General features: G+C 63.1%; 25 protein-coding genes and 1 other RNA gene. 5 read left to right on the top strand and 21 right to left on the bottom strand.

All coding sequences use genetic code 11. From position 1 onward, the window contains the following. From ftsZ to rsmI, 16 genes are all read right to left on the bottom strand, one after another. A complete protein-coding gene (gene ftsZ / locus CQW31_RS26390) occupies positions 1–1,197 on the bottom strand; it encodes a cell division protein FtsZ (protein WP_003260772.1) in 1,197 nt (398 codons plus the stop codon). Between the two features lie 55 nt (positions 1,198–1,252). Continuing rightward, positions 1,253–2,515: a cell division protein FtsA gene (gene ftsA, locus CQW31_RS26385; protein ID WP_027594020.1), complete on the bottom strand. Its 1,263-nt coding sequence runs from the start codon at positions 2,513–2,515 to the stop codon at positions 1,253–1,255. Between the two features lie 14 nt (positions 2,516–2,529). Next, on the bottom strand, positions 2,530–3,399 hold the full coding sequence (locus CQW31_RS26380; RefSeq protein WP_054884619.1) for a cell division protein FtsQ/DivIB: 870 nt from the start codon (positions 3,397–3,399) through the stop codon (positions 2,530–2,532). Between the two features lie 5 nt (positions 3,400–3,404). Beyond that, positions 3,405–4,361: a D-alanine--D-alanine ligase gene (locus tag CQW31_RS26375; RefSeq protein WP_099815775.1), complete on the bottom strand. Its 957-nt coding sequence runs from the start codon at positions 4,359–4,361 to the stop codon at positions 3,405–3,407. Further along, entirely contained in the window at positions 4,358–5,806 is a 1,449-nt protein-coding gene (murC, locus tag CQW31_RS26370) for a UDP-N-acetylmuramate--L-alanine ligase (RefSeq protein ID WP_054884621.1), read from the bottom strand. Before murC ends, CQW31_RS26375 begins: the two co-directional genes overlap by 4 nt. Beyond that, complete coding sequence (murG, locus tag CQW31_RS26365) at positions 5,799–6,878, bottom strand: undecaprenyldiphospho-muramoylpentapeptide beta-N-acetylglucosaminyltransferase (protein WP_054884622.1); 1,080 nt, start codon at positions 6,876–6,878, stop codon at positions 5,799–5,801. Before murG ends, murC begins: the two co-directional genes overlap by 8 nt. Next, positions 6,868–8,079, bottom strand: a complete 1,212-nt coding sequence (gene ftsW / locus CQW31_RS26360; RefSeq protein WP_176508371.1) for a putative lipid II flippase FtsW — start codon at positions 8,077–8,079, stop codon at positions 6,868–6,870. Before ftsW ends, murG begins: the two co-directional genes overlap by 11 nt. Next, on the bottom strand, positions 8,079–9,425 hold the full coding sequence (gene murD / locus CQW31_RS26355; protein ID WP_099815774.1) for a UDP-N-acetylmuramoyl-L-alanine--D-glutamate ligase: 1,347 nt from the start codon (positions 9,423–9,425) through the stop codon (positions 8,079–8,081). Before murD ends, ftsW begins: the two co-directional genes overlap by 1 nt. Before the next feature lie 6 nt (positions 9,426–9,431). Beyond that, the gene (mraY, locus tag CQW31_RS26350) at positions 9,432–10,514 is read right to left on the bottom strand and encodes a phospho-N-acetylmuramoyl-pentapeptide-transferase (RefSeq protein ID WP_054884625.1); all 1,083 of its coding nucleotides are present in this window, start codon (positions 10,512–10,514) and stop codon (positions 9,432–9,434) included. Continuing rightward, the gene (gene murF, locus CQW31_RS26345) at positions 10,514–13,354 is read right to left on the bottom strand and encodes a bifunctional UDP-N-acetylmuramoyl-L-alanyl-D-glutamate--2,6-diaminopimelate ligase MurE/UDP-N-acetylmuramoyl-tripeptide--D-alanyl-D-alanine ligase MurF (RefSeq protein ID WP_371858397.1); all 2,841 of its coding nucleotides are present in this window, start codon (positions 13,352–13,354) and stop codon (positions 10,514–10,516) included. The genes mraY and murF overlap by 1 nt, the downstream gene beginning before the upstream one ends. A 5-nt stretch (positions 13,355–13,359) precedes the next feature. Further along, the gene (locus CQW31_RS26340; protein WP_176508370.1) at positions 13,360–15,093 is read right to left on the bottom strand and encodes a penicillin-binding protein 2; all 1,734 of its coding nucleotides are present in this window, start codon (positions 15,091–15,093) and stop codon (positions 13,360–13,362) included. Continuing rightward, positions 15,093–15,386 carry a cell division protein FtsL gene (gene ftsL / locus CQW31_RS26335; protein WP_054884628.1) on the bottom strand — a complete coding sequence of 98 codons (294 nt, stop codon included), beginning with the start codon at positions 15,384–15,386 and terminating at the stop codon, positions 15,093–15,095. Before ftsL ends, CQW31_RS26340 begins: the two co-directional genes overlap by 1 nt. Then, entirely contained in the window at positions 15,383–16,330 is a 948-nt protein-coding gene (gene rsmH / locus CQW31_RS26330; RefSeq protein WP_054884629.1) for a 16S rRNA (cytosine(1402)-N(4))-methyltransferase RsmH, read from the bottom strand. Before rsmH ends, ftsL begins: the two co-directional genes overlap by 4 nt. Continuing rightward, positions 16,327–16,782 carry a division/cell wall cluster transcriptional repressor MraZ gene (gene mraZ / locus CQW31_RS26325; protein ID WP_011535546.1) on the bottom strand — a complete coding sequence of 152 codons (456 nt, stop codon included), beginning with the start codon at positions 16,780–16,782 and terminating at the stop codon, positions 16,327–16,329. Before mraZ ends, rsmH begins: the two co-directional genes overlap by 4 nt. 309 nt (positions 16,783–17,091) lie before the next feature. Further along, positions 17,092–17,451, bottom strand: an RNA gene (gene rnpB, locus CQW31_RS26320) — RNase P RNA component class A. A gap of 67 nt (positions 17,452–17,518) precedes the next feature. Next, positions 17,519–18,361 carry a 16S rRNA (cytidine(1402)-2'-O)-methyltransferase gene (rsmI, locus tag CQW31_RS26315; RefSeq protein ID WP_177332364.1) on the bottom strand — a complete coding sequence of 281 codons (843 nt, stop codon included), beginning with the start codon at positions 18,359–18,361 and terminating at the stop codon, positions 17,519–17,521. A gap of 221 nt (positions 18,362–18,582) precedes the next feature. Here rsmI and CQW31_RS26310 point away from each other — a divergent pair, with 221 nt between their 5' ends. From CQW31_RS26310 to CQW31_RS26290, 5 genes are all read left to right on the top strand, one after another. After that, positions 18,583–20,400 (top strand): penicillin-binding protein activator, encoded by a 1,818-nt coding sequence (locus CQW31_RS26310; RefSeq protein ID WP_054884631.1) that lies wholly within the window; start codon positions 18,583–18,585, stop codon positions 20,398–20,400. After that, positions 20,400–20,771 (top strand): YraN family protein, encoded by a 372-nt coding sequence (locus tag CQW31_RS26305; protein ID WP_054884632.1) that lies wholly within the window; start codon positions 20,400–20,402, stop codon positions 20,769–20,771. Before CQW31_RS26310 ends, CQW31_RS26305 begins: the two co-directional genes overlap by 1 nt. Positions 20,772–20,857: 86 nt before the next feature. After that, positions 20,858–21,451 carry a phosphoheptose isomerase gene (locus CQW31_RS26300; RefSeq protein WP_054884633.1) on the top strand — a complete coding sequence of 198 codons (594 nt, stop codon included), beginning with the start codon at positions 20,858–20,860 and terminating at the stop codon, positions 21,449–21,451. Beyond that, the gene (locus tag CQW31_RS26295) at positions 21,448–22,026 is read left to right on the top strand and encodes a BON domain-containing protein (RefSeq protein WP_054884634.1); all 579 of its coding nucleotides are present in this window, start codon (positions 21,448–21,450) and stop codon (positions 22,024–22,026) included. Before CQW31_RS26300 ends, CQW31_RS26295 begins: the two co-directional genes overlap by 4 nt. 79 nt (positions 22,027–22,105) lie before the next feature. Next, positions 22,106–22,324, top strand: coding sequence for a YgdI/YgdR family lipoprotein (locus CQW31_RS26290; protein WP_054884635.1), 219 nt, complete (start codon positions 22,106–22,108; stop codon positions 22,322–22,324). 49 nt (positions 22,325–22,373) lie between these two features. On the opposite strand, the gene CQW31_RS26285 is transcribed toward CQW31_RS26290, so the two are convergent. The 5 genes from CQW31_RS26285 to petA form a co-directional block, all read right to left on the bottom strand. Next, positions 22,374–22,805: a ClpXP protease specificity-enhancing factor gene (locus CQW31_RS26285; protein ID WP_099815773.1), complete on the bottom strand. Its 432-nt coding sequence runs from the start codon at positions 22,803–22,805 to the stop codon at positions 22,374–22,376. A 10-nt stretch (positions 22,806–22,815) separates the two neighbouring features. Next, a complete protein-coding gene (locus CQW31_RS26280; protein ID WP_054884637.1) occupies positions 22,816–23,439 on the bottom strand; it encodes a glutathione S-transferase N-terminal domain-containing protein in 624 nt (207 codons plus the stop codon). A 115-nt stretch (positions 23,440–23,554) separates the two neighbouring features. Continuing rightward, complete coding sequence (locus CQW31_RS26275; RefSeq protein ID WP_054884638.1) at positions 23,555–24,334, bottom strand: cytochrome c1; 780 nt, start codon at positions 24,332–24,334, stop codon at positions 23,555–23,557. Continuing rightward, positions 24,334–25,545: a cytochrome bc complex cytochrome b subunit gene (locus CQW31_RS26270; RefSeq protein ID WP_054884639.1), complete on the bottom strand. Its 1,212-nt coding sequence runs from the start codon at positions 25,543–25,545 to the stop codon at positions 24,334–24,336. Before CQW31_RS26270 ends, CQW31_RS26275 begins: the two co-directional genes overlap by 1 nt. Further along, the gene (gene petA / locus CQW31_RS26265) at positions 25,545–26,138 is read right to left on the bottom strand and encodes a ubiquinol-cytochrome c reductase iron-sulfur subunit (protein WP_054884640.1); all 594 of its coding nucleotides are present in this window, start codon (positions 26,136–26,138) and stop codon (positions 25,545–25,547) included. The genes CQW31_RS26270 and petA overlap by 1 nt, the downstream gene beginning before the upstream one ends. Between the last annotated feature and the right edge of the window lie 248 nt (positions 26,139–26,386).

Here is a 26,386-nt window from a genome sequence, read left to right as displayed (position 1 = left end):
TCAATCGGCCTGACGACGCAGGAAGGCTGGGATATCGAGGTAGTCCAGATCATCCTGAGGGTTGAGTTTAGCTGCCGCAGCGGCACCTGCGTGGGCCTGGTTGCGCATCACGGTAGGGCGCTCGAGGTCACGATAGTTGACGGCTGGCTGCTCCTGGCGCACCGGCGCCGGGTTGGAAGCCTCATACACCTGCTGTGCAGTCTGCAGGGTGTTGTCGACCACCTTGACCGGTTTCTCGATGCGCGCGCCCAGACCAGTGGCTACTACGGTCACGTGCAGTTCGTCACGCATGTCAGGGTCGATCACGGTGCCGACCTTGACCATGGCGTGGTCGGAGGCGAAGGCTTCGATGATGCTACCCACGTCGGAGTATTCACCCAGCGACAGGTCAGGACCTGCGGTGATGTTCACCAGGATGCCGCGGGCGCCCTGCAGGTTGACGTCTTCGAGCAGTGGGTTGCGGATTGCAGCCTCGGTAGCTTCGCGCGCACGGTTCGGGCCGCTGGCGCAGCCGGTACCCATCATCGCCATGCCCATTTCACCCATGACGGTGCGTACGTCGGCGAAGTCGACGTTGATCATGCCTGGGCGCTTGATGATGTCGGAGATACCGCGAACGGCACCGGCCAGCACATCGTCAGCCTTGGCAAAGGCGGACAGCAGGCTGGCATCCTTGCCCAGGATGGTCAGCAGCTTCTCGTTGGGGATGGTGATGAGCGAGTCGACGCTCTCAGCCAGCATACGGATGCCTTCATCGGCGATCTGCATGCGCTTGCGGCCTTCGAACGGGAACGGACGGGTCACCACAGCAACGGTGAGGATGCCCATTTCCTTGGCCACTTCGGCGATGATCGGCGCCGCACCGGTGCCGGTACCGCCGCCCATGCCGGTGGTGATGAACACCATGTTGGTGCCCTGCAGCACCTCGGCGATGCGCTCGCGGTCTTCCAGCGCGGCCTGACGGCCGACTTCCGGATTGGCACCGGCACCCAGACCTTTGGTCACGCCGGTACCCAGTTGCAGGATGGTGCGTGCGCCGATGTTTTTCAGCGCCTGGGCATCGGTGTTGGCGCAGATGAACTCGACGCCTTCGATGCTGCTCTTCACCATGTGGTTGACGGCGTTGCCGCCGCCACCGCCAACACCGATCACCTTGATGACCGGACTTTGCGGGACGTTGTCTACGAGCTCGAACATTTTCCCTCTCCTTACAGTTCTCTAGTTGTCGCGCCTACCACTACTGCTTTGAAACTTAGAAGTTGCCCTGGACCCACCGCTTGAAGCGTTCAAGCACTGGGGCCTTCGGTTCATCGCCATAGCTGTTGCTGCTGCTGTTGCTGTTACCGGTCAGGACCATGTCCTCTGACTGCTTGAGCAGGCCGTAGGTGAGCAAGCCCACGCCGGTGGAATAGATCGGGTTGCGCACCACGTCGCTCAGCCCCCGAACGCTGTGCGGTACGCCCAGGCGTACCGGCATGTGGAAGATTTCCTCGGCCAGTTCCACGGCACCTTCCATCTTCGCGGTGCCGCCGGTGAGGACGATGCCGGCCGGCACCAGGTCCTCGTAGCCGCTGCGGCGCAGCTCGGCCTGGATCAGGGTGAAGAGCTCGTCGTAACGTGGCTCCACCACCTCGGCCAGGGCCTGACGCGACAGCTCGCGAGGTGGGCGATCGCCCACGCTCGGCACCTTGATGGTCTCACCGGCGCCGGCCAGTTTGGCCAGGGCGCAGGCGTAGCGGATCTTGATTTCTTCGGCGTACTGGGTCGGCGTACGCAGGGCCATGGCGATGTCGTTGGTGACCTGGTCGCCAGCAATCGGGATGACCGCGGTGTGGCGGATCGCACCTTCGGTGAAGATGGCGATGTCGGTGGTGCCGCCACCGATGTCGACCAGGCACACGCCCAGCTCTTTCTCGTCGTCGGTTAGCACCGAGTAGGCCGAGGCCAGCTGCTCGAGGATGATGTCGTCGATTTCCAGGCCGCAGCGGCGTACGCACTTCTCGATGTTCTGCGCCGCGTTGACCGCGCAGGTGACCACGTGAACCTTGGCTTCCAGGCGCACGCCGGACATGCCCAGCGGCTCGCGCACGCCTTCCTGGTTGTCGATCACGTAGTCCTGCGGCAGGGTGTGCAGCACGCGCTGGTCAGCCGGAATGGCCACGGCCTGGGCAGCATCAAGCACGCGCTCGAGGTCGGCGACGCTCACCTCACGGTCGCGGATGGCGACGATGCCATGGGAGTTCAGGCTGCGGATGTGGTTGCCGGCCACGCCGACGAACGCCGAGTGAATGCGGCAGCCAGCCATCAGTTGGGCTTCTTCCACCGCGCGCTGGATCGACTGCACGGTCGATTCGATGTTCACCACCACACCCTTCTTCAGGCCGCGGGATGGATGGGTGCCGATACCCACGATCTCGAGGGTGCCGTCTTCGCCCACTTCACCCACCAGCGCCACCACCTTGGAGGTGCCGATGTCCAGCCCGACGATCATTTTGCCGCTATGCGCGTTTGCCATGGTCCTGCCTCTCTCTAATTCTTCGCAACGGCGGGTTTGGCCGTCGTCGGTGCGTTCGGTTCCCGCCAACCAACGGCAAGTCCGTTGGAATAACGCAGATCAATGCGGGCGATATTGGTGATCTGCTCTTTGAGTGTCTTGTCGTAAATGGCAATGAAACGGCGCATCTTCTCCACCAGGTGGTCGCGCCCCAAGAGCAGCTCGATACCCGGCCCGGCACTGCTCGCACCGGTGGTCAGGAACCAGCTGCCCCGCTCGCGCAGCTCCAGGCGAGCGATGGAAAAGCCCATGGGGCGCAGCATCTGGCTCAATACCTGATATTGCTGCATGACTTGTTGCTGAGCGCGCTGCGGCCCGGCCAGCTGCGGCAGGTGCTCATAGTTGGCCAGTTCGCGCGGGGTAAAGGCCTGGCCCTGGTTATTGAGCAAGGCCTCGTCACCCCAGCGCGCCACCGGCAGCTGTTCTTCCAGGCGGATCACCACTTCGTCGGGCCACACGCGGCGCACTTCGGCGTGGGCGATCCATGGCATCTGTTCGAGTTCGGCGCGCATCGCCGTGAGGTCGACGCTGAAGAAGCTCGCCGCCACATACGGCGCAATGCGCTGCTGCACCGACTGCTGGCTGATGTAGCTGAGGTCACCCTGCACGTCGATCTTGGTGATCGGGCGGTCGGCATACGGCATCAGGCGGATGGCGCCTTCATAGGCACCAAAGCCCGCAGCTACCAGCACCAGCGGCCACAACAAGCGCTTGAGGCCACCCAGGCTGGGCCGCGGCAGGCGCGCCGATACGGGCTCGTCGGCCACCAGTCGGCTGGCACCGCGCGGCACCGGCTTGCTGCGGCCGGTAACGGGTTGCTGCTGACGTATCATTGCGCCTTGCATGATGGTTAACCTCGCGTCTTCACGCTTTCAGCCAGGATCGCCAGCACCAGTTGCTGGAAGTCCAGGCCGGCCGCGCGGGCCGCCATGGGCACCAGGCTATGGTCGGTCATGCCGGGTGCGGTGTTGACTTCGAGCAGCCAGAACCGGCCTTGCTCGTCCTGCATCACGTCCAGCCGGCCCCAGCCCTCGATGCCGATGGCATCGCAGGCGCGCGCGGTCAGGTCGATCAGTTCCTGCTCCTTGGCACTGTCCAGGCCGCACGGGATGCGGTACTGGGTGTCATTGGCGATGTACTTGGCGTCGTAGTCGTAGAACACGTGCGGAGTGCCCAGGGCGATCGGCGGCAGCACCTGGCCACGCAGCACGGCGATGGTGAACTCCGGGCCGTGAATCCATTGCTCGACCAGGACCTGCGAATCGTAACGGGCGGCATCCTTCCAGGCGGTGACCAGCTCTTCCACGCTGTTCACCTTGGCCATGCCGATGCTGGAACCTTCATGGGCCGGTTTGACGATCAACGGGAAGCCCAGTTCCGTACCGGCGGCAACACAGTCGTGCTCGCTGGCCAGCACCGCGTGACGCGGCGTCGGAATCCCCAGGCTCTGCCACACCTGCTTGGTGCGCAGCTTGTCCATGGCCAGCGCCGAAGCGAGGATGCCGCTGCCGGTGTAGGGGATGCCCAGGCACTCGAGCAGGCCCTGCATGCTGCCGTCTTCACCGCCACGGCCGTGAAGGATGATGAAGGCGCGGTCGATCTTCTCGCGCTGCAGGCGCACCAGCAGGTCATCACCGACATCGATGCCGACCACGTCGACACCGGCGGTGGTCAGCGCGTCGATTACCGCGGCGCCAGACTTCAGCGACACTTCACGCTCGGCGCTCTTGCCACCGTACAGCACGGCTACACGGCCGAACGCTTTCACGTCCAGGGTCGAATGCAGTTGTTCGTAGGCGCTGGTCATTTCGACTTCTCCTGCTTGGCGCCAGCGAACAGCGGGCTTTTCATCAGTTGCGGGGCCAGGCCACCGACGTCACCGGCACCCTGGCAGATCAGGATGTCGCCGGCGCGCAGCAGCGGTTTGACCAGCGGTGCCAGTTCGGCGCCACGTTCGATGTAGATCGGGTCCAGCTTGCCGCGCTGGCGGATGCTGTGGCACAGCTGGCGGCTGTCGGCACCGGGGATGGGCTCTTCGCCGGCCGGGTAGACCTCCATCAACAGCAGCACGTTGGCATCGCCCAGCACCTGGACGAAATCGTCGTACAGGTCGCGGGTACGGCTGTAGCGGTGCGGCTGGTAGACGATCACCAGGCGGCGGCTTGGCCAGCCACCGCGCACGGCCTTGATCACCGCAGCCACTTCGGTCGGGTGGTGACCGTAGTCGTCGACCAGCATCACGCTGCCGCCGTCGACCGGCAGTTCGCCATAGACCTGGAAGCGTCGGCCGACGCCCTGGAAACCGGACAGGCCCTGGACGATGGCGTCATCGCTGATGCCTTCGTCAGTGGCGATGGCGATGGTGGCCAAGGCGTTGAGCACGTTGTGGTTGCCGGGCATGTTCACCGACACTTCAAGCGGCTCGCAGTCGCGGCGCAGCACGGTGAAGTGGGTCTGCATGCCTTGCTGGCGCACGTTGATGGCGCGCACGTCAGCCTCTTCGCTGAAGCCGTAGGTGACAGTCGGGCGCTTGACCTGCGGCAGGATCTCGCGCACCACAGGGTCGTCCAGGCACATCACGGCCAGGCCATAGAACGGCAGGTTGTGCAGGAACTCGACGAAGGTTTTCTTCAACTTGTTGAAGTCGCCTTCGTAGGTCGCCATGTGGTCGGCGTCGATGTTGGTGACCACGGCCACCATCGGCTGCAAGTGCAGGAAGCTGGCATCGCTTTCATCGGCTTCGGCAATCAGGTAACGGCTGGTGCCGAGCTGCGCATTGGTGCCGGCAGCGGTCAGGCGCCCACCGATGACGAAGGTCGGGTCCAGGCCGCCGGCGGCGAAAACCGACGCCAGCAGGCTGGTGGTGGTGGTCTTGCCATGGGTACCGGCAACCGCCACGCCGTGGCGATAACGCATCAGCTCGGCGAGCATTTCGGCACGCGGCACCACTGGAATTCGCCGCTCCAGAGCGGTGGCGACTTCCGGGTTGGCCGGGTTGATGGCACTGGACACCACCAGCACATCGGCATTGGCAGCGTTTTCGGCGCGGTGGCCGACGAAGATTTCAGCGCCGAACGACTCCAGGCGCTCGGTCACCGGCGACGCCTTGAGGTCGGAACCGGATACCTGGTAGCCCAGGTTCAGCAGCACTTCAGCGATACCGCACATGCCCACGCCACCGATACCGACGAAGTGGATGCGATTGATGCGGCCCATCTTTGGCTGGGGCATGGCTTTCTGGCTTTCAACCATGGGCCACCTCCAGGCAGATATCGACCACGGTGCTGGTTGCAGCAGGTTTGGCCAGGCGCCGTGCGGTACCTGCCATGGTGTTGAGTTTCTCGGGTTGCATCAGCACCTCGTTCAGGCGTTCAGCGAGTTGCGCTGCGCCAGTTGTCGCTTGTGGCATGAGGAAGGCAGCACCTTCCCGGGCCAGATATTGGGCGTTGTAGGTCTGGTGGTCGTCGATTGCGTGGGGCAAGGGCACCAGCATCGAAGGCAGGCCCGCCGCCGCGAGTTCGCTGACGGTCAGGGCACCGGCCCGGCAGACCACGATATCGGCCCAGCCATAGGCATGGGCCATGTCCTTGATGAACGGTTCGACCTGGGCCTCGACCCCCACCTCGCGGTAACGCTCGGCAGTCGCCGGCGCATGCTGCTTGCCGGCCTGGTGAAACACCTCCGGGCGCAGGTTCGCCGGCACTTCGGACAGGGCCTTAGGCAACAATTTGTTCAATGGTTCCGCACCCAGGCTGCCCCCCATGACCAGCAGCCGTGCGCGGCGCTCGGCCAGAGGAGCGCGCACGGCGTCCATGAACAGCTCCGGACGCACCGGGTTGCCGGTGGTACGCAGCTTGTCGCTGGCGTCAAAGGTCGCCGGGAAGGCTTCGCAGACCCGCGACGCCAGCGGCAACAGCAGGCGGTTGGTGGTGCCGGCGCGGGCGTTCTGCTCGTGAATCACCAGCGGCACACCGCATAGCCGTGCCGCGACACCACCCGGGCCGGTCACATAACCGCCGAAGCCAACCACGCACACCGGCTTGAGCTCGCGCACGATACGACGTGCCTGGAGCACCGCCTTGAACAGGGTGAACGGCGCCTTGAGCAGGGAGAGCTTGCTCTTGCCACGCAGGCCGCTGACCTGGATCAGGTGCAGTGGCAAGCCGGCCTGCGGCACCAGTTCGTTCTCGATGCCGCGCGGGGTACCCAACCAGTGCACCGAGTAGCCCCGGGCCTGGAACTCACGGGCGCAGGCCAGGGCCGGGAAGACGTGGCCCCCGGTGCCGCCCGCCATGATCAGGACGTTCTTGCCGTCAGCGGCCATGGGTGGTCTCCTCGGCAAAATCGCTCTCTTTGAATTCATGCTCCTCGCTGCCCAGGTGCGTGCGGCTCTCCCATTCGATGCGCAGCAGCAACCCCACGCAGGCACAGCAGATCACCAGCGAAGAGCCGCCATAACTGAGGAACGGCAGCGTCAGGCCCTTGGTCGGCAGCAGCCCGACGTTCACCCCGATGTTGATCAGGAACTGACCGATCCACAGGAACGCCAGGCCGAACGCCATGTAGGCGGCAAAGAACTGCTTGGCTTTCTCCGCCCACAGGCCGATGTACAGGGCGCGAATGGTGACGAAGACGAACAGCGCGATGGTCACCAGCGAGCCAACCACACCCAGCTCTTCGGCCAGTACCGAGAACACGAAGTCAGTGTGCGCTTCAGGCAGGTAGAACTGCTTCTGTACGCTGTTGCCCAGGCCGACGCCCAGCCATTCGCCACGACCGAAGGCGATCAGCGCCTGGGTCAGCTGGTAGCCGGAGCCGAACTGGTCGGACCAGGGGTCGGTGAAGGTGATCAGACGCGCCATCCGGTACGGCTGCGCCTGTACCAGAATGAACACTGCAGCCACCGCCAGCACCACCATCAGGCTGAAGCGGAACAGGCCTACCCCGCCGAGGAACAGCATCGCCGCAGCAGCCCCCATCATCACCACGGTGGCACCGAAGTCCGGTTCCATCAGCAGCAGCGCAGCCATTGGCAGCAGCACGATGAACGGCTTGAAGAAGCCCATCCAGGTTTCGCGCACCTCGGTCTGACGGCGCACCAGATAGCCGGCCAGGTAGATGACCACGAAGACCTTGGCGATTTCCGAAGGCTGCACGTTGAAGAAGCTGAAGCCGATCCAGCGCATCGAACCGTTCACTTCACGGCCGATCCCCGGCACCAGCACCAGCACCAGCAGGCCGAAGGCGCCGATCAGCATCATGAAGCCCATGCGCTGCCAGGTGGCGATCGGCACCATCATCGTCGCGCCACAAGCGGCCAGGCCGAGCAACACGTACACCAGGTGGCGGAACATGTGATACAGCGGGTTGCCCGATTGCACGGCGGCAACTTCCGATGACGCCGAGGTGATCATCACCAGGCCCAGCCCCAGCAGCGCCAGGCAACCGGCCAGCATGGCAAAGTCGAGGTCGACGCCGCGGCCGCTGATCAGCGGCGAAGGGTACGGCTTGAGGACGCCGAAGATCATGCCAGCCCTCCCGCCGCCTGGGCGAACAGGCGCCCGCGTTCTTCAAAGTTCTTGAACATGTCGAGGCTCGCGCAGGCCGGCGACAGCAGCACTGCGTCGCCTGGCTGGGCCAGCTCGGCGCACTGCTGCACAGCCTCATCCAAGGTCTTCACTCGCACCAGCGGCACGCCATCGCCCAGGGTATCGGCCAGGCGTTCGGCATCACGGCCAAGCAGCACCACAGCGCGGCAGAAGCGTTTGACCGGCTCGCGCAAGGCGGCGAAATCGGCGCCCTTGCCGTCGCCACCGGCGATCAGCACCAGCTGGCCGTCGATGTCCGCGCCCAAGCCTTCGATCGCCGCCAGGGCAGCACCGACATTGGTGGCCTTGGAATCGTCGTACCAGTTGACGCCGTTGCGCTCCCGGATCCACTGGCAACGATGAGCCAGGCCCTTGAATTCACGCAGCGCTTCGAGCATCGGCGCGAACGGCAGGCCGGCGGCATGGCCGAGGGCCAGGGCCGCCAGGGCATTGCTCTGGTTGTGGGCGCCACGGATCTTTAGCTCACGCACCGGCATCAGCGCCTGGAATTCGTACGCCAGGTATTTCTCGCCGTCGACCTCACGCAGGCCAAAGGCCTTGAAGTCTGGCGGGTTGAGGCCGAAGGTGAAGCATGGACGGCCTTCCACCGGCAGCGGCCGGCTCAGGGCATCCTGGCGGTTGACCACGACCTGACGGGCACCACGGAAGATCCGGTGCTTGGCCAGGTGATAGGCCGGCAGGCCGCTGTAGCGGTCCATGTGGTCTTCGCTGATGTTGAGCACGGTGGCTACTTCGGCGTTGAGCTGGTCGGTGGTTTCCAGCTGGAAGCTCGACAATTCCAGCACGTACAACTCGACATCGTCGCTCAGCAGGTCCAGCGCCGGGGTGCCCAGGTTACCCCCCACCGCCACGCGCTTGCCGGCCTTGGCGGCCATCTCGCCGACCAGGGTAGTGACCGTGCTTTTCGCGTTGGAACCGCTGATAGCCACGATCGGCGCCTTGGCATGGCGGGCAAACAGTTCGATGTCACCGGACAGCTGCACGCCACGTGCTGCGGCCTGCTGCAGCGCCGGGGTGGCCAGCGCCAGGCCCGGGCTCACGTACAGTTCGTTGGCGCGGCACAGGAAGTCCACGTCCAGCTCACCACAGCGCACTTCCACCTGCGGGTAATCACGACGCAGGGTTTCCAGTTCCGGCGGTTGCTCGCGGGTGTCGGCGACCGCAAAGGCAATGCCCCGGTTCGCCAGGAAGCGAACCAGGGACATGCCGCTCTTGCCGAGGCCGACAACGATGCGGAATTGGTCGGAAGCGATCAGTGACACGCTTTTCTACCTCAGTTTCAGGGTTGCCAGGCCAATCAGCACCAGAATCACGGTAATGATCCAGAAACGGACGATCACGCGTGGCTCAGGCCAGCCTTTGAGTTCAAAGTGGTGGTGAATCGGCGCCATGCGGAACACGCGCTTGCCGGTGAGCTTGAACGAGGCGACCTGGATCACCACCGACAGGGTTTCCATCACAAAGATGCCTCCCATGATGAACAGCACGATTTCCTGGCGCACAATCACGGCGATGGTGCCCAGCGCGGCGCCCAGCGCCAGCGCGCCGACGTCGCCCATGAACACCTGGGCCGGATAGGTGTTGAACCACAGGAAGCCCAGGCCGGCACCGATCAACGCCCCGCAGAACACGATCAGTTCGCCCGAGCCCGGCACGTAGGGGATCAGCAGGTATTCGGCGAACTTCACGTTACCCGACAGGTAGCAGAAGATGCCCAGCGCACCACCCACCATCACGGTCGGCATGATCGCCAGGCCATCGAGGCCGTCGGTCAGGTTGACCGCGTTGCTGGAGCCGACGATGACGAAATAGGTCAATACGACAAAGCCGATACCCAGCGGGATGGTGACATCCTTGAGGAACGGCACGATCAGCGTGGTCTCGACAGTGGTCGGTGCGGTCATGTAGAGGAACACCGCAGCGCCCAGGCCGAACACCGATTGCCAGAAATACTTCCAGCGGCTCGGCAGGCCACGCGAGTTCTTCTCGATCACCTTGCGGTAATCGTCGACCCAGCCGATGGCACCAAACAGCAAGGTGACGATCAGCACGGTCCAGACATAACGGTTGGACAGGTCGGCCCACAGCAGGGTGCTGACCCCGATGGCCGACAGGATCAGTGCGCCGCCCATGGTCGGGGTGCCAGACTTGGACAGGTGCGATTGCGGGCCGTCGTTACGCACGGCCTGACCGATCTGGCGAATCTGCAGGGTACGGATCATCCACGGCCCCAGCCACAGTGCCAGCGACAACGCGGTCAGTACGCCAAGAATCCCGCGCAGGGACAGGTACTGGAAGACCGCGAAGCCTTTGTGGAACTGTTGCAGATACTCGGCCAACAGCAGCAGCATTAATGTTTCTCCCCGCTGGCACCGCACAGTGCGGCCACGACGTTTTCCATCGCAGCGCTGCGCGAGCCCTTGATCAAAATAGTGGTTTCGCTGGCAGTTTCGGCGCGAACAGCGTCGATCAACTCAGCTTGCGTTGCGAAATGGTGGCCATGGGCGCCGAACGCCTTGACCGCATGAATCATGTTGGAACCCACCGCATAAAGGGCATCGACCTTGCCGTGCGCGTACTCGCCCACCTGACGGTGGCCTTCTTCCGCCCACTGGCCAAGTTCACCTATATCCCCCAGCACCAGAACGGTGCGCCCGGAAAAGGCGCGGAGTATATCAATGGCCGCGCACATGGAGGTGGGATTTGCGTTGTAGCTGTCGTCGATTACGCGCACACCGTTGGGGGCGATTTGCGCCACGGTGCGGCCCTTGACCGGCTGCACTGCGTTGAGGCCCGCGGCGATACCGCTGAGGCTCAGACCAACGGCATGGGCAGCGGCGGCAGCAGCCAGGGCGTTGCTGACATTATGGGTACCCAGCAGGTTCAGCTGCACCGGCACACTGCCATCAGGGCCATGCAGGGTGAACGACGGGCAGCCACGGGCATCACAGCCGATGTTGCTGGCATGGAAGTCGGCCTGCGGGTTGTCCAGGGCGAAGCTGAAGATACGATGGCTGCCAGCGCGCTTGCGCCAGATGTCGAACGCCTTGTCGGCCAGGTTGAGGATGGCGGTGCCGCCCTCGCCGAGGCCTTCGAGAATCTCGCCCTTGGCTTCGACGATCTTGTCCGGGCCGCCGAATTCACCGACATGAGCAGTGCCGGCGTTGTTGATGATCACCACCTGCGGCTGGGTCAGGCCGACGGTATAGCGGATCTCGCCGATGCGCGAAGCACCCAGTTCGATCACGGCGGCGCTGTGCTCCGGAGAGATTTCCAGCAGCGTCAACGGAGCACCGAGGTCGTTGTTCAGGTTGCCGCGGGTGGCATGCACCGGGCCACGGGTGCGCAGGATGCTGGCCAGCATCTCTTTGACCGTGGTCTTGCCGCTCGAACCGGTGATGGCGACCACTGGCTTGTCGAAGGCAGCGCGGTTCAGCGCACCAAGCTGGCCGAGTGCGATACGGCAGTCGGCGACAACCAGCTGCGGCAGATCGACATTGACAATTTCGCGCTCGACCAGCGCAGCGACGGCGCCCTTGGCTTGCACGTCGGCAAGGTAGTCATGGCCATCGAAGCGCGGCCCGGTCAGGGCAACGAACAGCTGGCCGGCAGCGACGCTACGGCTGTCGATGCTGACCCCGGTGAAGCTGGCGTCGGCGTTGACCAGGCGCGCGTTCAAGGCGCCGGTCAGCTGGCTGAGGGTCATGGGCCTAGCATGCGGAGCCTCCCAGGCTGCAAGTGCCTTGTCGGCTTCGATCAGGTCGGAGAACGCATGGCGCTCGCCATTGATCTCCTGGTAATCCTCATGCCCCTTGCCAGCCAGCACGATGACGTCATCGGCGGCAGCGGTGGCGATCAGATGGGCAATGGCTGCGCCACGGCCAGCGACGAACTCGACGCCCGCAGGCTTGGCGAAACCAGGTCGAATGTCGTCGAAGATGCGCAGCGGGTCTTCGGTACGCGGGTTGTCGTCGGTGACCAGTACGCGGTCGGCCAGGCGCTCGGCCACTTCGGCCATCAGCGGGCGCTTGCCGCGATCACGGTCGCCGCCGCAGCCGAACAGGCACAGCAGTTTGCCGTGAGCATGCGGACGCAGGGCTTCGAGGACTTTTTCCAGCGCATCGGGCGTATGGGCGTAATCGACCACTACCAGCGGCTTGTCACCGCCCCCCAGGCGCTGCATGCGGCCGACCGGCCCTTGCAGGTGCGGGGTGACCCTGAGAACCTCATCCAGCGAGTAGTCCAGTGCCAGCAGCGTGGCCACAGCGGCAAGCATGTTGCTCAGGTTGAAGCGGCCAAGCAGCTGGCTGCGCAGGGTGCGTTCGCCCTGCGCGGTGACGATGATGGCGCGCACACCATCGTCGTCGAAATGCGCTTCGCGGCAGAACAGCGAAGCGTCCGGGTTTTCCAGGCTGTAGCTGAGCAACCGGGTCTCGATATGGTCGACGCTCGGGCGGCGGGCGAAGTCTTCGGCCAGGCGGCGACCGAAATCATCATCCAGGTTGACCACCTGGCAACGCAGGCTCGGCCAGGCGAACAGCTTGGCTTTGGCGGCCTCGTAGGCCTCCATGCTGCCGTGGTAGTCAAGATGGTCGCGTGACAGGTTGGTCATGACCGCGATGTCGAATTCCAGCGCGGCGACCCGGCCCTGCTCCAAGGCGTGGGAGGACACCTCCATGGCCACGGCTTTGGCGCCGCCTTTCTTGAGGTCGTTCAGGGTCGACTGCACGGCGATCGGGTCGGGCGTGGTCAGACGGCCGCTCTGCAGCTCGCCATAAAAGCCGGTGCCCAAGGTGCCGATCAGGCCGCAGCGCTGCCCCAACGCATCGAGCGCCTGGGCCACCAGCTGAGTGACGCTGGTCTTGCCGTTGGTGCCAGTGACGCCCACCAGGTTCAGCTGGCGGCTCGGCTCGCCGTAGAAGCGACCTGCGATCTGCGACAACTGGCCGATCAGGCCTTTCACCGGAATCAACGGCACGTCGGTAAGCGGCAGCACGTTGACGCCCTGCTCTTCATAGGCCACAGCCGCAGCGCCACGGGACAGGGCATCGGCTATGTGCTCACGGCCATCAACCTTGGCACCTGGCACGGCCAGGAACAGATCACCCTGGCGCACCTGACGGCTGTCCAGGGTCAATTCACGGATCAGCGGATCGCGGCTGGCGTGGGCGAAAAGCTTGCTCAAAGGCATTGTCATCATCCACGCCCTCCCTTGGCGGGTGCTGCGCTGGCCTGCTGTGGATCGCTTGGCGGCGGCAGGTTGTCTGGCGGCACGTTCATCAGGCGCAGGGTGCCCGACATGACCTTGCTGAATACGGGGGCCGATACCAGGCCACCGAAATAACCACCTTTGCCCGGTTCGTCGATGACCACGACGATGGCATAGCGCGGGTCGCTCATCGGGCCGAAACCGGCGAACAGCGAGCGGTAGGCGTTTTCGGTGTAACCCTTGGAGCCGACGGTGGCCTTACGTGCAGTACCGGACTTGCCGGCCACGTGGTAGAACGGCACCTGGGCACGGAACACGCCGCGCGGCGCTTCGATCACCTGCTGCAGCATGCCTTGGACGGTTTCGGCGGTTTCCTTCGGAATGGCCTGCACCGCTTCGGGCGCCTTGTCCACCTTGAGGATCGACAGCGGCACCATCTTGCCGTCGTTGGCCAGCGCGGCGTAGGCATGCACCAGCTGCAGGGCGGTCACCGACACACCGTAGCCGTAGGACAGTGTCGCGGTTTCAGCCTTGCGCCACTCGCGGTGGTTAGGCAGGTTGCCGACGCGTTCGCCCGGGAAGCCGAGGCCGGTGTACTGGCCAAGGCCCACTTGGGACATGACCCGGTAGATAGCCTCGCCGCCGATATCGAAGGCGATCTTGCTCATGCCGACGTTGGAAGAGTTGATCAGGATGCCGGTCAGGTCGAGGATCGGCCCCTCGCTCTTGGACACGTCCTTGATGGTGTAACGGCCGATCTGCAGGCTGCCCGGATACACTTCGACCTTGTCGGTCGGCTTCCAGCGGCCGCTCTGCAGCGCCGCGCTCATCGAGATCGGCTTGACCGTCGAGCCTGGCTCGAACACGTCGATGATCGCCCGGTTACGCATGGCAGCCGGGAACATGCTACGGCGGTTGTTCGGGTTGTAGGTCGGCTGGTTGACCATGGCCAGGACCTCGCCGGTCTTGACGTCCATGATCACCAGGCTGCCGGCCTTGGCGTCCTGTTCGGCGATGGCGTTGCGCAGTTCGCGGGTGGCCAGGTACTGCAGGCGCAGGTCGATCGACAACGCCAAGGTCTTGCCGGCCTTGGCGTTCTTGGTGACCTGGATGTCCTTGATCAGGCGACCACGCCGGTCCTTGATCACTTGCCGCTTGCCGGGCACGCCGGCCAGCCATTCATCGTAGGCCAGCTCCACACCTTCGCGGCCGTGGTCGTCGAGGTCGGTGAAGCCAACCATGTGGGCGGTCACGTCACCGGCCGGATAGAAACGGCGGAATTCTTCCAGGCCATACACGCCCGGTACCTTCAGGTCGAGCACGTGCTGGCCCTGCTCCGGGGTCAGGCCGCGGACCAGATAGATGAACTCTTTGTTGGCCTGCTGGGTCAGGCGCTCGGTCAGCTGCTGGGCGTTCTGCCCAAGCGCCGCGGCCAGCTGTGGCCAGCGATCCTTGGCCGCCTGCATTTCCTTGGGGTTGGCCCAGAGGGTGGTGACCGGGGTACTGACCGCCAGCGGCTCGCCGTTGCGGTCGGTGATCAGGCCACGGTGCGCAGGAATCGGAATATGACGCAGACTGCGGGCGTCGCCCTGGCCCTTGAGGAAGTCACGGTCGACCACCTGCAGGTCGATGATGCGCCAGCAGATGGCGCCCACCATCAGCGCGAGCAAGCCGATCACGACCCGGAAGCGCCAGGGGTAGAGTGCGCCTTCGAGCTTCATCATGGCGCCACCATCCGTACTTCGTCAGCCGCAGGCACACGCATTTTCAGTTGCTCGGAGGCCAGGCTCTCGATACGGCTGGAGGCGGTCCAGGTGCTTTGTTCCAGAATCAGCCTGCCCCACTCGGCCTGAGCCTTGTCGCGCTCATTCAATTCGCCGTACAGGGTGTTGAGCAACTGGCGATTCCAGTGGGCGCTGTAAGACACGGCGATGGCCGAAACCAGCACACCGATAAACAGCAGAAGCATCAGGAAGCTTCCGCCTGGCAGAGGTTTGGCGAAAAGCCGGCTCACCGAAGCTTCTCCGCAACCCGCATCACGGCGCTGCGCGACCGTGGGTTGGCCTTGAGTTCGGCCTCAGAGGCAAACTGGGCCTTGCCGATCAGCTTGATCTTCGGCTCGAAGACCTTGTGCTGTACCGGCAGATTGCGCGGCAGATTGTCGGCCTCGCCCTTGACCAGCTTGCGCATGAACAGTTTGACGATGCGGTCTTCCAGTGAATGGAAGCTGATGACCGCCAGGCGGCCGCCCACTTCCAGGGCGTCGAGCGCTGCTTCGAGGCCAGCCTCCAGGTCACCCAGTTCGTTGTTGACGTGGATGCGCAGGCCCTGGAAGGCCCGGGTCGCCGGGTTCTTGCCCTTTTCCCAGGCCGGGTTTGCAACCTTGAGCACTTCAGCCAGGTCAGCGGTGCGGGTGAACGGTTGCTTTTCGCGGCGCTCGACCACGGCACGCGCCATGCGCCCGGCAAAACGCTCTTCGCCGTATTCCTTGAACACGCGGGCAATTTCTTCGACAGGTGCGGTAGCAATGAACTCGGCGGCACTGATGCCCTGATGCGGGTTCATGCGCATGTCCAGCGGGCCGTCATTGAGAAAGCTGAAGCCGCGCTCAGGGTCATCCAGCTGCGGTGAAGACACGCCCAGATCAAGCAGGATGCCGCTGATCTTGCCGTGCAGACCACGCTCGGCGACTTCCGAACCAAGCTCGGCAAAGCTGCGCTGCACAATGACAAAGCGGCCGTCTTCGGCCGCCAGCGCTTGCCCGGTGGCAATCGCTTGAGGATCTTTGTCGAAGCCCAGAAGCCGCCCTTGCGGCCCGAGCTTGCTGAGGATCAGGCGGCTATGGCCGCCACGCCCGAAGGTGCCGTCCAGATAGCAACCGTCGGCGCGCAGGGCCAATGCCTCGACAGCTTCGTCGAGCAGGACGGTGATGTGGTTGAAGCCGCTATCTATGGTCACAGGATCAGGTCACGCAAATCGTCGGGCATGGCACCCGGTTGTTGGATAGCTGCAAGGTCGGCTGCCGAAACCGCGTTCCAGGCATCCTCGTCCCACAGCTGGAATTTGTTCAGCTGCCCCACCAACATCGCCTTTTTGTCCAGCTTGGCGTACTCACGCAGGCGGGGCGGCACCAGGAAACGCCCACTGCCATCGAGCTCCAGGTCAACCGCATTGCCGATCAGCAAACGCTGCAGGCGGCGGTTTTCCTCACGCAACGACGGCAAGGCACGCAACTTGGCTTCAATCTGTTCCCACTCATCGAGGGGATAAACACACAAGCAGGGGTCTACGGCGTCGATGGTCACGATCAGCTGACCATTGCAACGCGAATCGAGCTCGTCACGGTACCGGCTCGGCATGGCGAGACGGCCCTTGGCATCGAGGCTGACGGCGTTGGCTCCGCGGAACACGGCTGCGATTCCCCACAATGTTAGCTTTTTTGTGTCAGAAAACCCACTTCATCCCACTTTCTGCCACTTGCGCACACTATAGGAATCCGTCCGCTGCACCGTCAAGGCACGTTCATAAGGAAATCCCTTACAGGACCGAGATTTAGCGCAACAAAGGAACGAGGAAAGACTGCCAGGAGGGGAAAAACGCGAGAAAAATCAAACCGACTCAAACAAATGTCGTTCGAAGTTAAAGTGAATTATTAAGAGTAAGATCTTTTTGGTATTACCAGGAGCTATCTGCTATCGATTCAAGCAGGACAGGAAAAGGTGGAGAGTCGATCTGTAAGCCGGGTTTTGTCGAGGACAGTCATTCCTCTACGACGGCCATCACTGGACGCCTCTAGCAACCTACCCGGTTCCGACGCGGGCCACGCCTGATGGAACCCTATTTGGTCTTGCTCCGAGTGGGGTTTACCTAGCCACGCACTGTTGCCAGCCGTGCGGTGCGCTCTTACCGCACCTTTTCACCCTTACCGGCACCGAAGTGCTTAGGCGGTTATTTTCTGTGGCACTTTCCGTAGGCTCGCGCCTCCCAGGCGTTACCTGGCACTCTGCCCTATGGAGCCCGGACTTTCCTCCCCCATCTTTTGCGGAACAAAAGACGGCAGCGACTGTCCGATCGACTCTCCGCCGACAAGGTTAACGGCACGCGCGCGCAAGAACAAGCGATACCGTCAACTATGCCTGATTGCCACTACTGCGCTTTCTGCTTTTCCAGGGCCACCTGATACAGCAGGTTCTTGCGCACACCAGTGATTTCCGCCGCCAATGCCGCCGCCCTTTTCAGCGGCAACTCGGCCAGCAACAGGTCCAGCACGCGCCGGGCCTCGGCGCTGATCGCATCTTCGCCCTCAGGCGCACTCCAGCCACCCACCAGCACCACGCACTCGCCCCGTTGCTGATTGCTGTCGCCGGCGACGAACGCACGCAGCTCAGCCAACGGCAGCCCCTTGAGGGTCTCGAAGGTCTTGGTCAGCTCACGGGCCAGCAGCGCCGGACGTTCGGCACCGAACACCAGCTCCATGTCCTCGAGGCACTCCAGAATGCGGTGTGGCGCCTCGTAGAAAATAAGCGTGCGAGGCTCCTCCTTGACCTGCTCCAGACGCGCACGACGACCCGCGGCCTTGGCGGGCAGGAAGCCTTCGAAGATGAAGCGGTCGGATGGCAGGCCGGCTGCCGACAGCGCGGCAATCAGGGCGCAGGCGCCAGGCACGGGCACCACGCTGACACCGGCGGCACGGGCCTGACGCACCAAGTGGTAACCCGGATCGGAAATCAGTGGCGTACCGGCATCGGATACCAGCGCCACATCTTCACCGGCCAGCAACTTGCCAATGAAGCGGCTACCCTCGTCGCGCTCGTTGTGTTCATGGCAGGCCGCCAACGGCGTGTCGATGCCGAAGTGCTGCAGCAGGCGGATCGAATGCCGGGTGTCCTCGGCAGCGATCAGGGCGACATCGGCCAGCACCTTGAGCGCCCTGGCGCTCATGTCATCAAGGTTGCCAATGGGCGTCGCGACCACATAAAGCGTCCCCATGGTGGATTTCGAAGTCCCGGCCACATCAGTCACTGCACACACCCTGCCTTTCGGATCAAAGGCGTCATTGTAGCCCGAGCACCGGTAACAGGGCGCAAAGAACTTCTTCGGCCCTCCTGCGCACGCCACCTATAGTGAAGGTTCCGCTAACGGCAGATCGCGCCCCGGCTGCTGCTTGGGTACAATTGCCGGCCAACTTGATCGAGTAACAGGACCTTTACATGATCGCTTGCCTGCGGCTGTTCACAGCCCTCTGCCTCGCTGCCCTGCTGGCAGCCTGCGCCAGCTCGCCCTCATCCAGCCTGGGCGAACTGCCACGCACCCCGGATGCCAGCATCGAGCAACTGCTCGAGAAGGCCGCCACCAGCAAGTCCGCGGAAGACGCTGCCCTGCTGCGCCTGAGCGCAGCCGACCTGGCTTACAAGCAGAAGGACTTCCCACGCGCGGCACGCATCCTCGAACAGGTGCCGATGGACACGCTCAAGCCAGCCCAGCAGATTTTCGCCGCCACCCTCGGCGCGGAACTCGCCATGAGCCGCAACCAGCCCAAGGCGGCCCTGACCGCGCTGTCCCATCCGAGCCTGCAACACATTGCAGAGCTGCCGGAGCAACAGCAGGTGCGCACCTACAGCGTCCATGCCGCCGCCCTCGAAGCCGATGGCCAGGCCATGGCCGCCGCCCAGCAACGCGTGCTGCTGAGCCCGCTGCTCAGTGGCCAGGCCGCCAGCGCGAACCATGACGCGATCTGGGCCCTGGTCGCCTCGCTGCCGGCCGAGCAGCTGCAACAGCCAGCCAACAACGAAATCCTGGCCGGCTGGGCCAGCCTGGCGCTGGCAGTGAAAAGCGCCGGCACCCTGGAGCAGCAGCAGGCTGCCATCGAAGCCTGGCGCAAACAGCACCCTGATCACCCAGCCGCCAAGCAGCTGCCAACGGCGCTGACCAAGCTCAAGGAACTGGCCAGCCAGCCGCTGACCAAGATCGCCCTGCTGCTGCCCCAGGAAGGCCCGCTGGCCGGCGTTGCCCGAGCCCTGCGTGACGGCTTCATGGCCGCCCACTTCCAGGCCCAGCAAGCGGGCGGGCAAGCGCCTGCCGTGCAGGTCTACGACAGCTCGCGCATCGGCTCGCTCGATGCCTTCTATCGCCAGGCCCAGGCCGATGGCGTGCAACTGGTGGTCGGCCCGCTTGAAAAGCCGCTGGTCAAGCAACTCGCTGGCAACAGCCAACTGCCCATCACCACCCTCGCCCTGAACTACGCCGACGCCGGCCAGAAAGCACCACCGCAGCTGTTCCAGTTCGGCCTCGCCGCCGAGGACGAAGCCCGTGAAGTGGCGCGCCGCGCCCGTGCTGATGGCATGGTCCGCGCCGTTGCCCTGGTACCGAGCGGTGAGTGGGGTGACCGCGTACTGGCCGCCTTCCGCCAGGACTGGGAAGGCAATGGTGGCACCATCATCGCCGCCGAGCGCATCGCCCAGCCGGTCGCCCTCGCCCAGCAGATCGCCAACCTGTTCCAGCTGCGCCAGAGCGAAGGCCGCGCCCAGAGCCTGCAGAGCACCGTGGGCGGTACTATCGCGGCACAACCGTCGCGCCGCCAGGACATCGACTTCATCTTCCTCGCCTCGACCCCGCAGCAGGCGCAGCAGATCAAACCGACGCTGAACTTCCAGTACGCCGGGGACGTACCGGTCTACGCCACCTCGAACCTGTACAGCGCCAGCGGTGACGTCAACCAGTACAACGACATGAACGGCATTCGCTTCTGCGAAACCCCATGGCTGCTCGACACCAGCAACAGCCTGCGCCAGCAGGTGGTACAGCAGTGGCCACAGGCTGCCGGCAGCCTCGGCCGCCTGTATGCGATGGGTGTCGACGCTTACAGCCTGGCGCCGCGCCTGGGCCAGCTCAAGGCACTGCCAGACAACCGCGTGCAAGGCCTGTCCGGCAGCCTGAGCATCAACGCCAGCCAGCGCGTCGAGCGCCAGTTGCCATGGGCCGAGTTTGCTGGTGGCCAGGTCAAGCGCCTGCCAGATACCTCGCGCTGATGCCCGCAGCATCGCCAAGCAGCGCCGGCCAGGCAGCAGAAAACCAAGCCCTTGAGTACCTTCAAGGGCAAGGCCTGCAACTGCTGACGCGCAATTGGCGATGCAAAGGCGGCGAGCTTGATCTGGTCATGCTCGACGCCGATACAGTAGTATTCGTCGAAGTCCGCTACCGGTTGCACGCGGACTTCGGTGGCGCCCTCGGCAGCATTGACGGGCGCAAGCAGAAACGACTGGTGCTTGCCGCCACACTGTTCCTGCAGAAGGAGTCCCGCTGGGCCAATCACCCCTGCCGCTTCGACGTTGTCGCCTTGCAGGGCAGTCACCATGCAGGCCGGCCACTTCAATGGCTGAAAAACGCCTTCGAATGCTGAACCCACTCCGATTTTTTTGCTCTATGTTTCGCGGGCTGGTCCTTGTTGCGCGTAGCAAAGGCCACCGCCCCACTTAAGGTCACCAGATGGACATGCAATCCCGAATTCGCCGGCTGTTCCAGGCCAGCATCGACACCAAGCAACAGGCAATGGACATCCTGGCACCGCACATCGAGCAGGCTAGCCTGGTCATGGTCAATGCGCTGCTCAACGAAGGCAAGATGCTCGCCTGCGGCAATGGCGGCTCAGCCGGCGATGCCCAGCACTTCTCTTCGGAGCTGCTCAACCGCTTCGAGCGTGAGCGCCCGAGCCTGCCGGCCATCGCCCTGACCACCGACAGCTCGACGCTGACTTCGATCGCCAACGACTACAGCTACAACGAAATCTTCTCCAAGCAGATTCGCGCCCTGGGCCAGCCCGGCGACGTACTGCTGGCGATTTCGACCAGCGGCAACTCTGCCAACGTGATTCAAGCGATCCAGGCCGCACATGATCGCGAAATGATTGTCGTAGCATTGACCGGACGTGACGGCGGCGGCATGGCATCGCTGCTGCTGCCGGAAGACGTGGAAATCCGCGTACCGTCGATGGTCACCGCACGTATCCAGGAAGTCCACCTGCTGGCGATCCACTGCCTGTGCGATCTGATCGACAGCCAACTGTTCGGGAGTGAAGAATGACCCCCATGCGCCTCGGCCTGATGGCCCTTACCCTGTGCCTGAGCGTCACCGGCTGCAGCTCGGTACTGACCTCGACCCGCAACTCGCCGATCGAGGATGATCGCGGCACCCGCACCATTGGCAGCAAGATCGACGACTCGCTGATCGAAACCAAGGCTTCGGTGAACATTGCCAAGGCCAGCCCTGACCTGGACAAGAGCTCGCACATCGTCGTCAGCAGCTACAACGGTATCGTCCTGCTCGCCGGGCAAACCCCGCGTGCCGACCTCAAGAGCCTGGCCGAACAGACGGCCAGCCAGGTCCAGCGAGTGAAGAAGGTACACAACGAACTGCAGGTGATGCAGCCCTCGTCGATCCTGGCGCGCAACAACGATGCCTGGCTGACCACCAAGATCAAGGCCCAGATGCTCACCGACAATGCCGTGCCCAGCTCGCGCATCAAGGTCATCACCGAGAACGGCATCGTCTACCTGCTGGGCCTGGTGACCCAGCAAGAGGCCAACTCCGCCACCGCCGTGGTTCAAGGTGTCTCTGGCGTGCAGAAGATCGTCAAGCTGTTCGAGTACATCGACTGATTCAGTTGCCGCCGCTGCCCGCTACCGGCTGGCATCGGCGGCAACTTGCCCCACCCGTTCAATTTCCAGGAAATACCGCATGAAAAAGCTTCTGCTGCCCGCCCTGCTGCTCGGCACCTTCGCCACCCTGGCTGGCTGCTCGACCCCAAGCCTGATCACCCTCAACGACGGCCGCGAAATCCAGGCTGTCGACGCCCCGCACTTCGACAAGGACTCGGGCTTCTACGAATTCCAGCAGCTCGACGGCAAGCGCACCCGCATCAATCGGGACCAGGTTCGCACCATCAGCGACCTGTAAGCTCAGCTTGGCAAAAAAAAACGGCGATCCATGCGGATCGCCTTTTTTATTACTTGACCACCTTCAGGCTGGGTCGCCCACTTGGACGTGGAGGCTGGCCACCCCCTTCCGGCGGGCCATCGTCATCCGGTTCGACAGCATCGTCTTCCAGTTCATCGCCATCCATCAGCGGTGGCTCCAGCTCGAAGACCATGCCTTGGCCATTCTCGCGAGCATAGATCCCCAGGATGGCACCTGCTGGCACGAACAACGAGTGGGCAACGCCACTGAAGCGCCCCTCGAAGCTTACCGCGTCGTTATCCATGTGCAGGTTGCGCACGGCACTTGGCGAAATGTTCAGGACAATCTGGCCATCACTGGCAAAACCTTGTGGCACCTGGACAGCCGGGAATTCGGCATTGACCAGCATATGGGGGGTGCAATCGTTGTCGACGATCCATTCGTACAGTGCTCGAACCAGGTAGGGGCGACTGGAGTTCATCAACGGCTCCTTAAAGCTTGCGCATTTCACGTTCAACAGAGGACAGGCTCGCCTGGAAAGGCTCGCGGGCGAACTGCCGCTCCATGTAATCCAGCAGCGGCTTGGCCTGCCGCGGCAACTCGATACCCATAACCGGCAAACGCCACAGTATGGGCAATAGACAACAGTCGACCAGACTTTGCTCCTCACTCATGAAGCAAGCAAACTCGCCGAACAGCGGCGAGACGCCGGTCAGGCTTTCGCGCAGCGCTTTGCGCGCCTCGACACGGGCGGCCTCAGCGCTGCGCGGGTCGAGAATGGTATCCGCCAGGGCGCACCAGTCACGCTGGATGCGGTGCATCAGCAGACGGCTATTACCACGCGCCACCGGGTAGACCGGCATCAACGGCGGATGCGGGTAACGCTCCTCGAGGTATTCCATCACCACGGTCGACTCATACAACGCCAGGTCACGATCGACCAGGGTCGGTACGCTGCCGTAAGGGTTCACCTCTGCCAGCCTGGCTGGCAGACGCGCAGGGTCGACGTCGATCACCTGCACGTTGATGCCCTTCTCGGCGAGCACGAGGCGTACCCGATGAGAATAATGGTCAGCAGGGTCGGAATAACAGGCTAACCGGTTGGTTGCGCCCATGTAGCGCCTCCTCGCAGGGGATGCTTGTAAACTCTAAATGAAAACGCGCCCGCGGGGGCCCGGCAAATTTGCCAGCCCCCGCGGGCGCGTTCAACTACCAGAAATTACTGCGTGATCAGTGCACGTCCTTCCAGTATTCGCGCTTGAGCAAGTAGGCAAATACGAAGAAGAAAGCCAGGTACAGCAACACATAGGTACCGATGCGCTGGCTTTCCAGTTTGACCGGGTTGGCCGAATAGGCCAGGAAGGTCACCAGATTCTTGACCTTCTCGTCGAACTGCTCGGTGTTCAGGGTACCGGAATTCGGCGTAATGGTCAGCTGGTCACAGGCTTCATGGGTGAGCGGGCTACCCGTCAATGGGTCAAATTGCTTCTTGCCATCGACCACCATCTGCACCTGCTTGCAACCAATCACCTGGTTGCCTTGCAGGCCGACCAGCACGTTGGGCATGCCGACGTTCGGGAACACCTTGTTGTTGACCCCGTACGGGCGCGACTTGTCTTCATAGAAGCTGCGCAGGTAGGTGTACAGCCAGTCGGTACCCCGCACCCGCGCAACCAGGGTAAGGTCGGGCGGTGCAGCACCGAACCAGGTCTTGGCGTCGCTGGGCTGCATGCCGATCTGCATGTGATCGCCAATCTTGGCCCCGGTGAACACCAGCTTCTCGAGCATCAACTCGTGAGGGATACCGAGGTCATCGGCAACCCGCTCGTAACGCTGGAACTTGGCACTGTGGCAACCCATGCAATAGTTGGCGAAGGTGCGCGCACCGTCCTGCATGGCCGCTTTGTCGGTCAGGTCGATATCGACCTTGTCCAGCTCCAGGCCGTGTTCGGCAGCGAAGGAAAAGGCAGGCATCACTGCCAGCAAAAATACTGCAATCAACTTTTTCATCAGCCAGTCACCCTTTCCGGAACCGGTTTGGTCTTCTCGAGCCTTGTGTAGAACGGCATCAACACGAAGTAGGCGAAGTACAGCACCGTGCACACCTGCGACAGCAAGGTACGCCCAGGCGTAGGCGCCAGTACGCCGAGGATGCCGAGGATGACGAAGGCGATGCAGAACACCAGCAGGAAGACCTTGCTGATCCAGCCCTTGTAGCGCATGGAGCGCACCGGGCTGCGATCGAGCCAGGGCAGCACGAACAGCACGGCAATTGCAGCACCCATGGCGATTACACCCATGAGCTTGTCGGGCACCGCCCGCAGGATCGCGTAGAACGGCGTGAAGTACCACACAGGCGCGATATGCTCGGGCGTCTTGAACGCGTTAGCCTGCTCGAAGTTGGGTTTTTCCAGGAAATAACCGCCCATCTCCGGGAAGAAGAACACCACGGCACAGAACACGAACAGGAAGACCACCACACCGACGATGTCTTTCACCGTGTAGTACGGGTGGAACGGAATGCCGTCGAGCGGAATGCCGTTTTCGTCCTTTTTCTTCTTGATGTCGACACCATCGGGGTTATTCGAGCCTACTTCGTGGAGGGCCAGGATATGCAGCACCACCAGGCCAAGAATCACGATTGGCAAAGCCACCACGTGCAAGGCGAAGAAGCGGTTCAGGGTGATGCCCGAAATCAGGTAGTCACCACGGATCCACTGGGTCAGGTCGCCGCCGATCACCGGTATGGCGCCAAACAGCGAGATGATCACCTGGGCCCCCCAGTAGGACATCTGCCCCCAAGGCAGCAGGTAGCCCATGAACGCTTCCGCCATCAGCGCCAGGTAGATCAGCATGCCGAACAGCCACACCAGCTCACGAGGCTTCTGGTACGAGCCATAGAGCAGGCCGCGGAACATGTGCAGGTAAACCACGATGAAGAATGCCGAAGCGCCGGTGGAGTGCAGATAGCGCAGGATCCAGCCGTACTCGACGTCACGCATGATGTACTCGACCGAGGCAAAGGCCTCTTCCGCCGAGGGCGTGAAACTCATGGTCAGCCATACGCCAGTGACGATCTGGTTGACCAGCACCAGCAGTGCCAGCGAGCCGAAGAAATACAGGAAGTTGAAGTTCTTGGGCGCGTAATACTTGCTCAGGTGATCTTCCCACATCTTGGTGGCGGGGAAGCGCGCGTCAATCCAGTCCATGAACTTGCTCATCATGCTTTCTCCTGGTCGACGCCGATGACGACGATGTCGTCCGACTCATAAGAATGCGGCGGTACTGGCAGGTTGAGAGGCGCCGGTTGCGCCTTGTAGACACGACCGGCCAGGTCGTAGTGGGAGCCGTGGCAAGGGCAGAAATAGCCACCGACCCACTTCGGCCCGAGGTCTGCGGGCGCAACTTCCGGGCGAAAGGTCGGCGAGCAACCCAGGTGCGTGCAGAGGCCGACGAGAATGAGGATTTCCGGCTTGATCGAGCGGACTTCGGGGTCGACATAGGTCGGCTGCACCGAGCTTTTCGATTGAGGATCGGAGAGGTCGCCTTCGATCTTCTTGAGGTTGCCAAGGATCTCCTGGGTACGCCGCACGATGAATACCGGCTGGCCACGCCATTCGGCAACCATCTGCTGCCCAGGCTCGACCTTGGCAATATTGACCTTCACCGGTGCCCCGGCTGCCTTCGCCTTGGCACTGGGAAACCATGACCCCACGAACGGTACCGCAGCCCCCACTGCCCCCGCTGCCCCGACCACGGATGTCGCGGCTACGAGGAAGCGGCGCCGGCCTGCGTTGACGCCGTCATTGCTCATTCAGTCCTCTCCCATCAGCTTGCTTGGCCAGTTGGACCTGACCTGTACTTAGGTTGTGTCTGTGGCACTAAAAATTGGTCGCCATGGTAAGAAACAAATCCACACAGTGACAAGGTGATTACCCCCACAGGGAGCCATAACCCGCGCTTTGCTTGATCTGCGTCTATGCGACCAGTGGTCACCGACATGCTGACAGGTTAGTTCAAGCACAAAAAAAAGCCCGGTTCCAAGGAACCGGGCTTTCTTCG

It is taken from the genome of Pseudomonas sp. 382 (genome assembly GCF_002759075.1).
Lineage (GTDB): Bacteria > Pseudomonadota > Gammaproteobacteria > Pseudomonadales > Pseudomonadaceae > Aquipseudomonas > Aquipseudomonas vlassakiae.
Note: the sequence above shows the minus strand (reverse complement) of the source record. Positions and strands in the feature narration are given on the sequence as shown.

Bases quoted from the DNA above. Each gene is read 5' to 3' on its own strand.
- CQW31_RS26285 (WP_099815773.1), bottom strand. From the start codon at position 22,805: ATGAACTCCAGTCGCCCCTACCTGGTTCGAGCACTGTACGAATGGATC.
- ftsZ (WP_003260772.1), bottom strand. From the start codon at position 1,197: ATGTTCGAGCTCGTAGACAACGTCCCGCAAAGTCCGGTCATCAAGGTG.
- mraY (WP_054884625.1), bottom strand. From the start codon at position 10,514: ATGCTGCTGCTGTTGGCCGAGTATCTGCAACAGTTCCACAAAGGCTTC.
- CQW31_RS26310 (WP_054884631.1), top strand. From the start codon at position 18,583: ATGATCGCTTGCCTGCGGCTGTTCACAGCCCTCTGCCTCGCTGCCCTG.
- CQW31_RS26270 (WP_054884639.1), bottom strand. From the start codon at position 25,545: ATGAGCAAGTTCATGGACTGGATTGACGCGCGCTTCCCCGCCACCAAG.
- CQW31_RS26380 (WP_054884619.1), bottom strand. From the start codon at position 3,399: ATGCAAGGCGCAATGATACGTCAGCAGCAACCCGTTACCGGCCGCAGC.
- CQW31_RS26375 (WP_099815775.1), bottom strand. From the start codon at position 4,361: ATGACCAGCGCCTACGAACAACTGCATTCGACCCTGGACGTGAAAGCG.
- CQW31_RS26300 (WP_054884633.1), top strand. From the start codon at position 20,858: ATGGACATGCAATCCCGAATTCGCCGGCTGTTCCAGGCCAGCATCGAC.
- CQW31_RS26280 (WP_054884637.1), bottom strand. From the start codon at position 23,439: ATGGGCGCAACCAACCGGTTAGCCTGTTATTCCGACCCTGCTGACCAT.
- murF (WP_371858397.1), bottom strand. From the start codon at position 13,354: ATGCCTTTGAGCAAGCTTTTCGCCCACGCCAGCCGCGATCCGCTGATC.
- murG (WP_054884622.1), bottom strand. From the start codon at position 6,878: ATGGCCGCTGACGGCAAGAACGTCCTGATCATGGCGGGCGGCACCGGG.
- murC (WP_054884621.1), bottom strand. From the start codon at position 5,806: ATGGTTGAAAGCCAGAAAGCCATGCCCCAGCCAAAGATGGGCCGCATC.
- CQW31_RS26290 (WP_054884635.1), top strand. From the start codon at position 22,106: ATGAAAAAGCTTCTGCTGCCCGCCCTGCTGCTCGGCACCTTCGCCACC.
- CQW31_RS26305 (WP_054884632.1), top strand. From the start codon at position 20,400: ATGCCCGCAGCATCGCCAAGCAGCGCCGGCCAGGCAGCAGAAAACCAA.
- rsmI (WP_177332364.1), bottom strand. From the start codon at position 18,361: ATGGGGACGCTTTATGTGGTCGCGACGCCCATTGGCAACCTTGATGAC.
- CQW31_RS26275 (WP_054884638.1), bottom strand. From the start codon at position 24,334: ATGAAAAAGTTGATTGCAGTATTTTTGCTGGCAGTGATGCCTGCCTTT.
- CQW31_RS26295 (WP_054884634.1), top strand. From the start codon at position 21,448: ATGACCCCCATGCGCCTCGGCCTGATGGCCCTTACCCTGTGCCTGAGC.
- petA (WP_054884640.1), bottom strand. From the start codon at position 26,138: ATGAGCAATGACGGCGTCAACGCAGGCCGGCGCCGCTTCCTCGTAGCC.
- CQW31_RS26340 (WP_176508370.1), bottom strand. From the start codon at position 15,093: ATGAAGCTCGAAGGCGCACTCTACCCCTGGCGCTTCCGGGTCGTGATC.
- ftsA (WP_027594020.1), bottom strand. From the start codon at position 2,515: ATGGCAAACGCGCATAGCGGCAAAATGATCGTCGGGCTGGACATCGGC.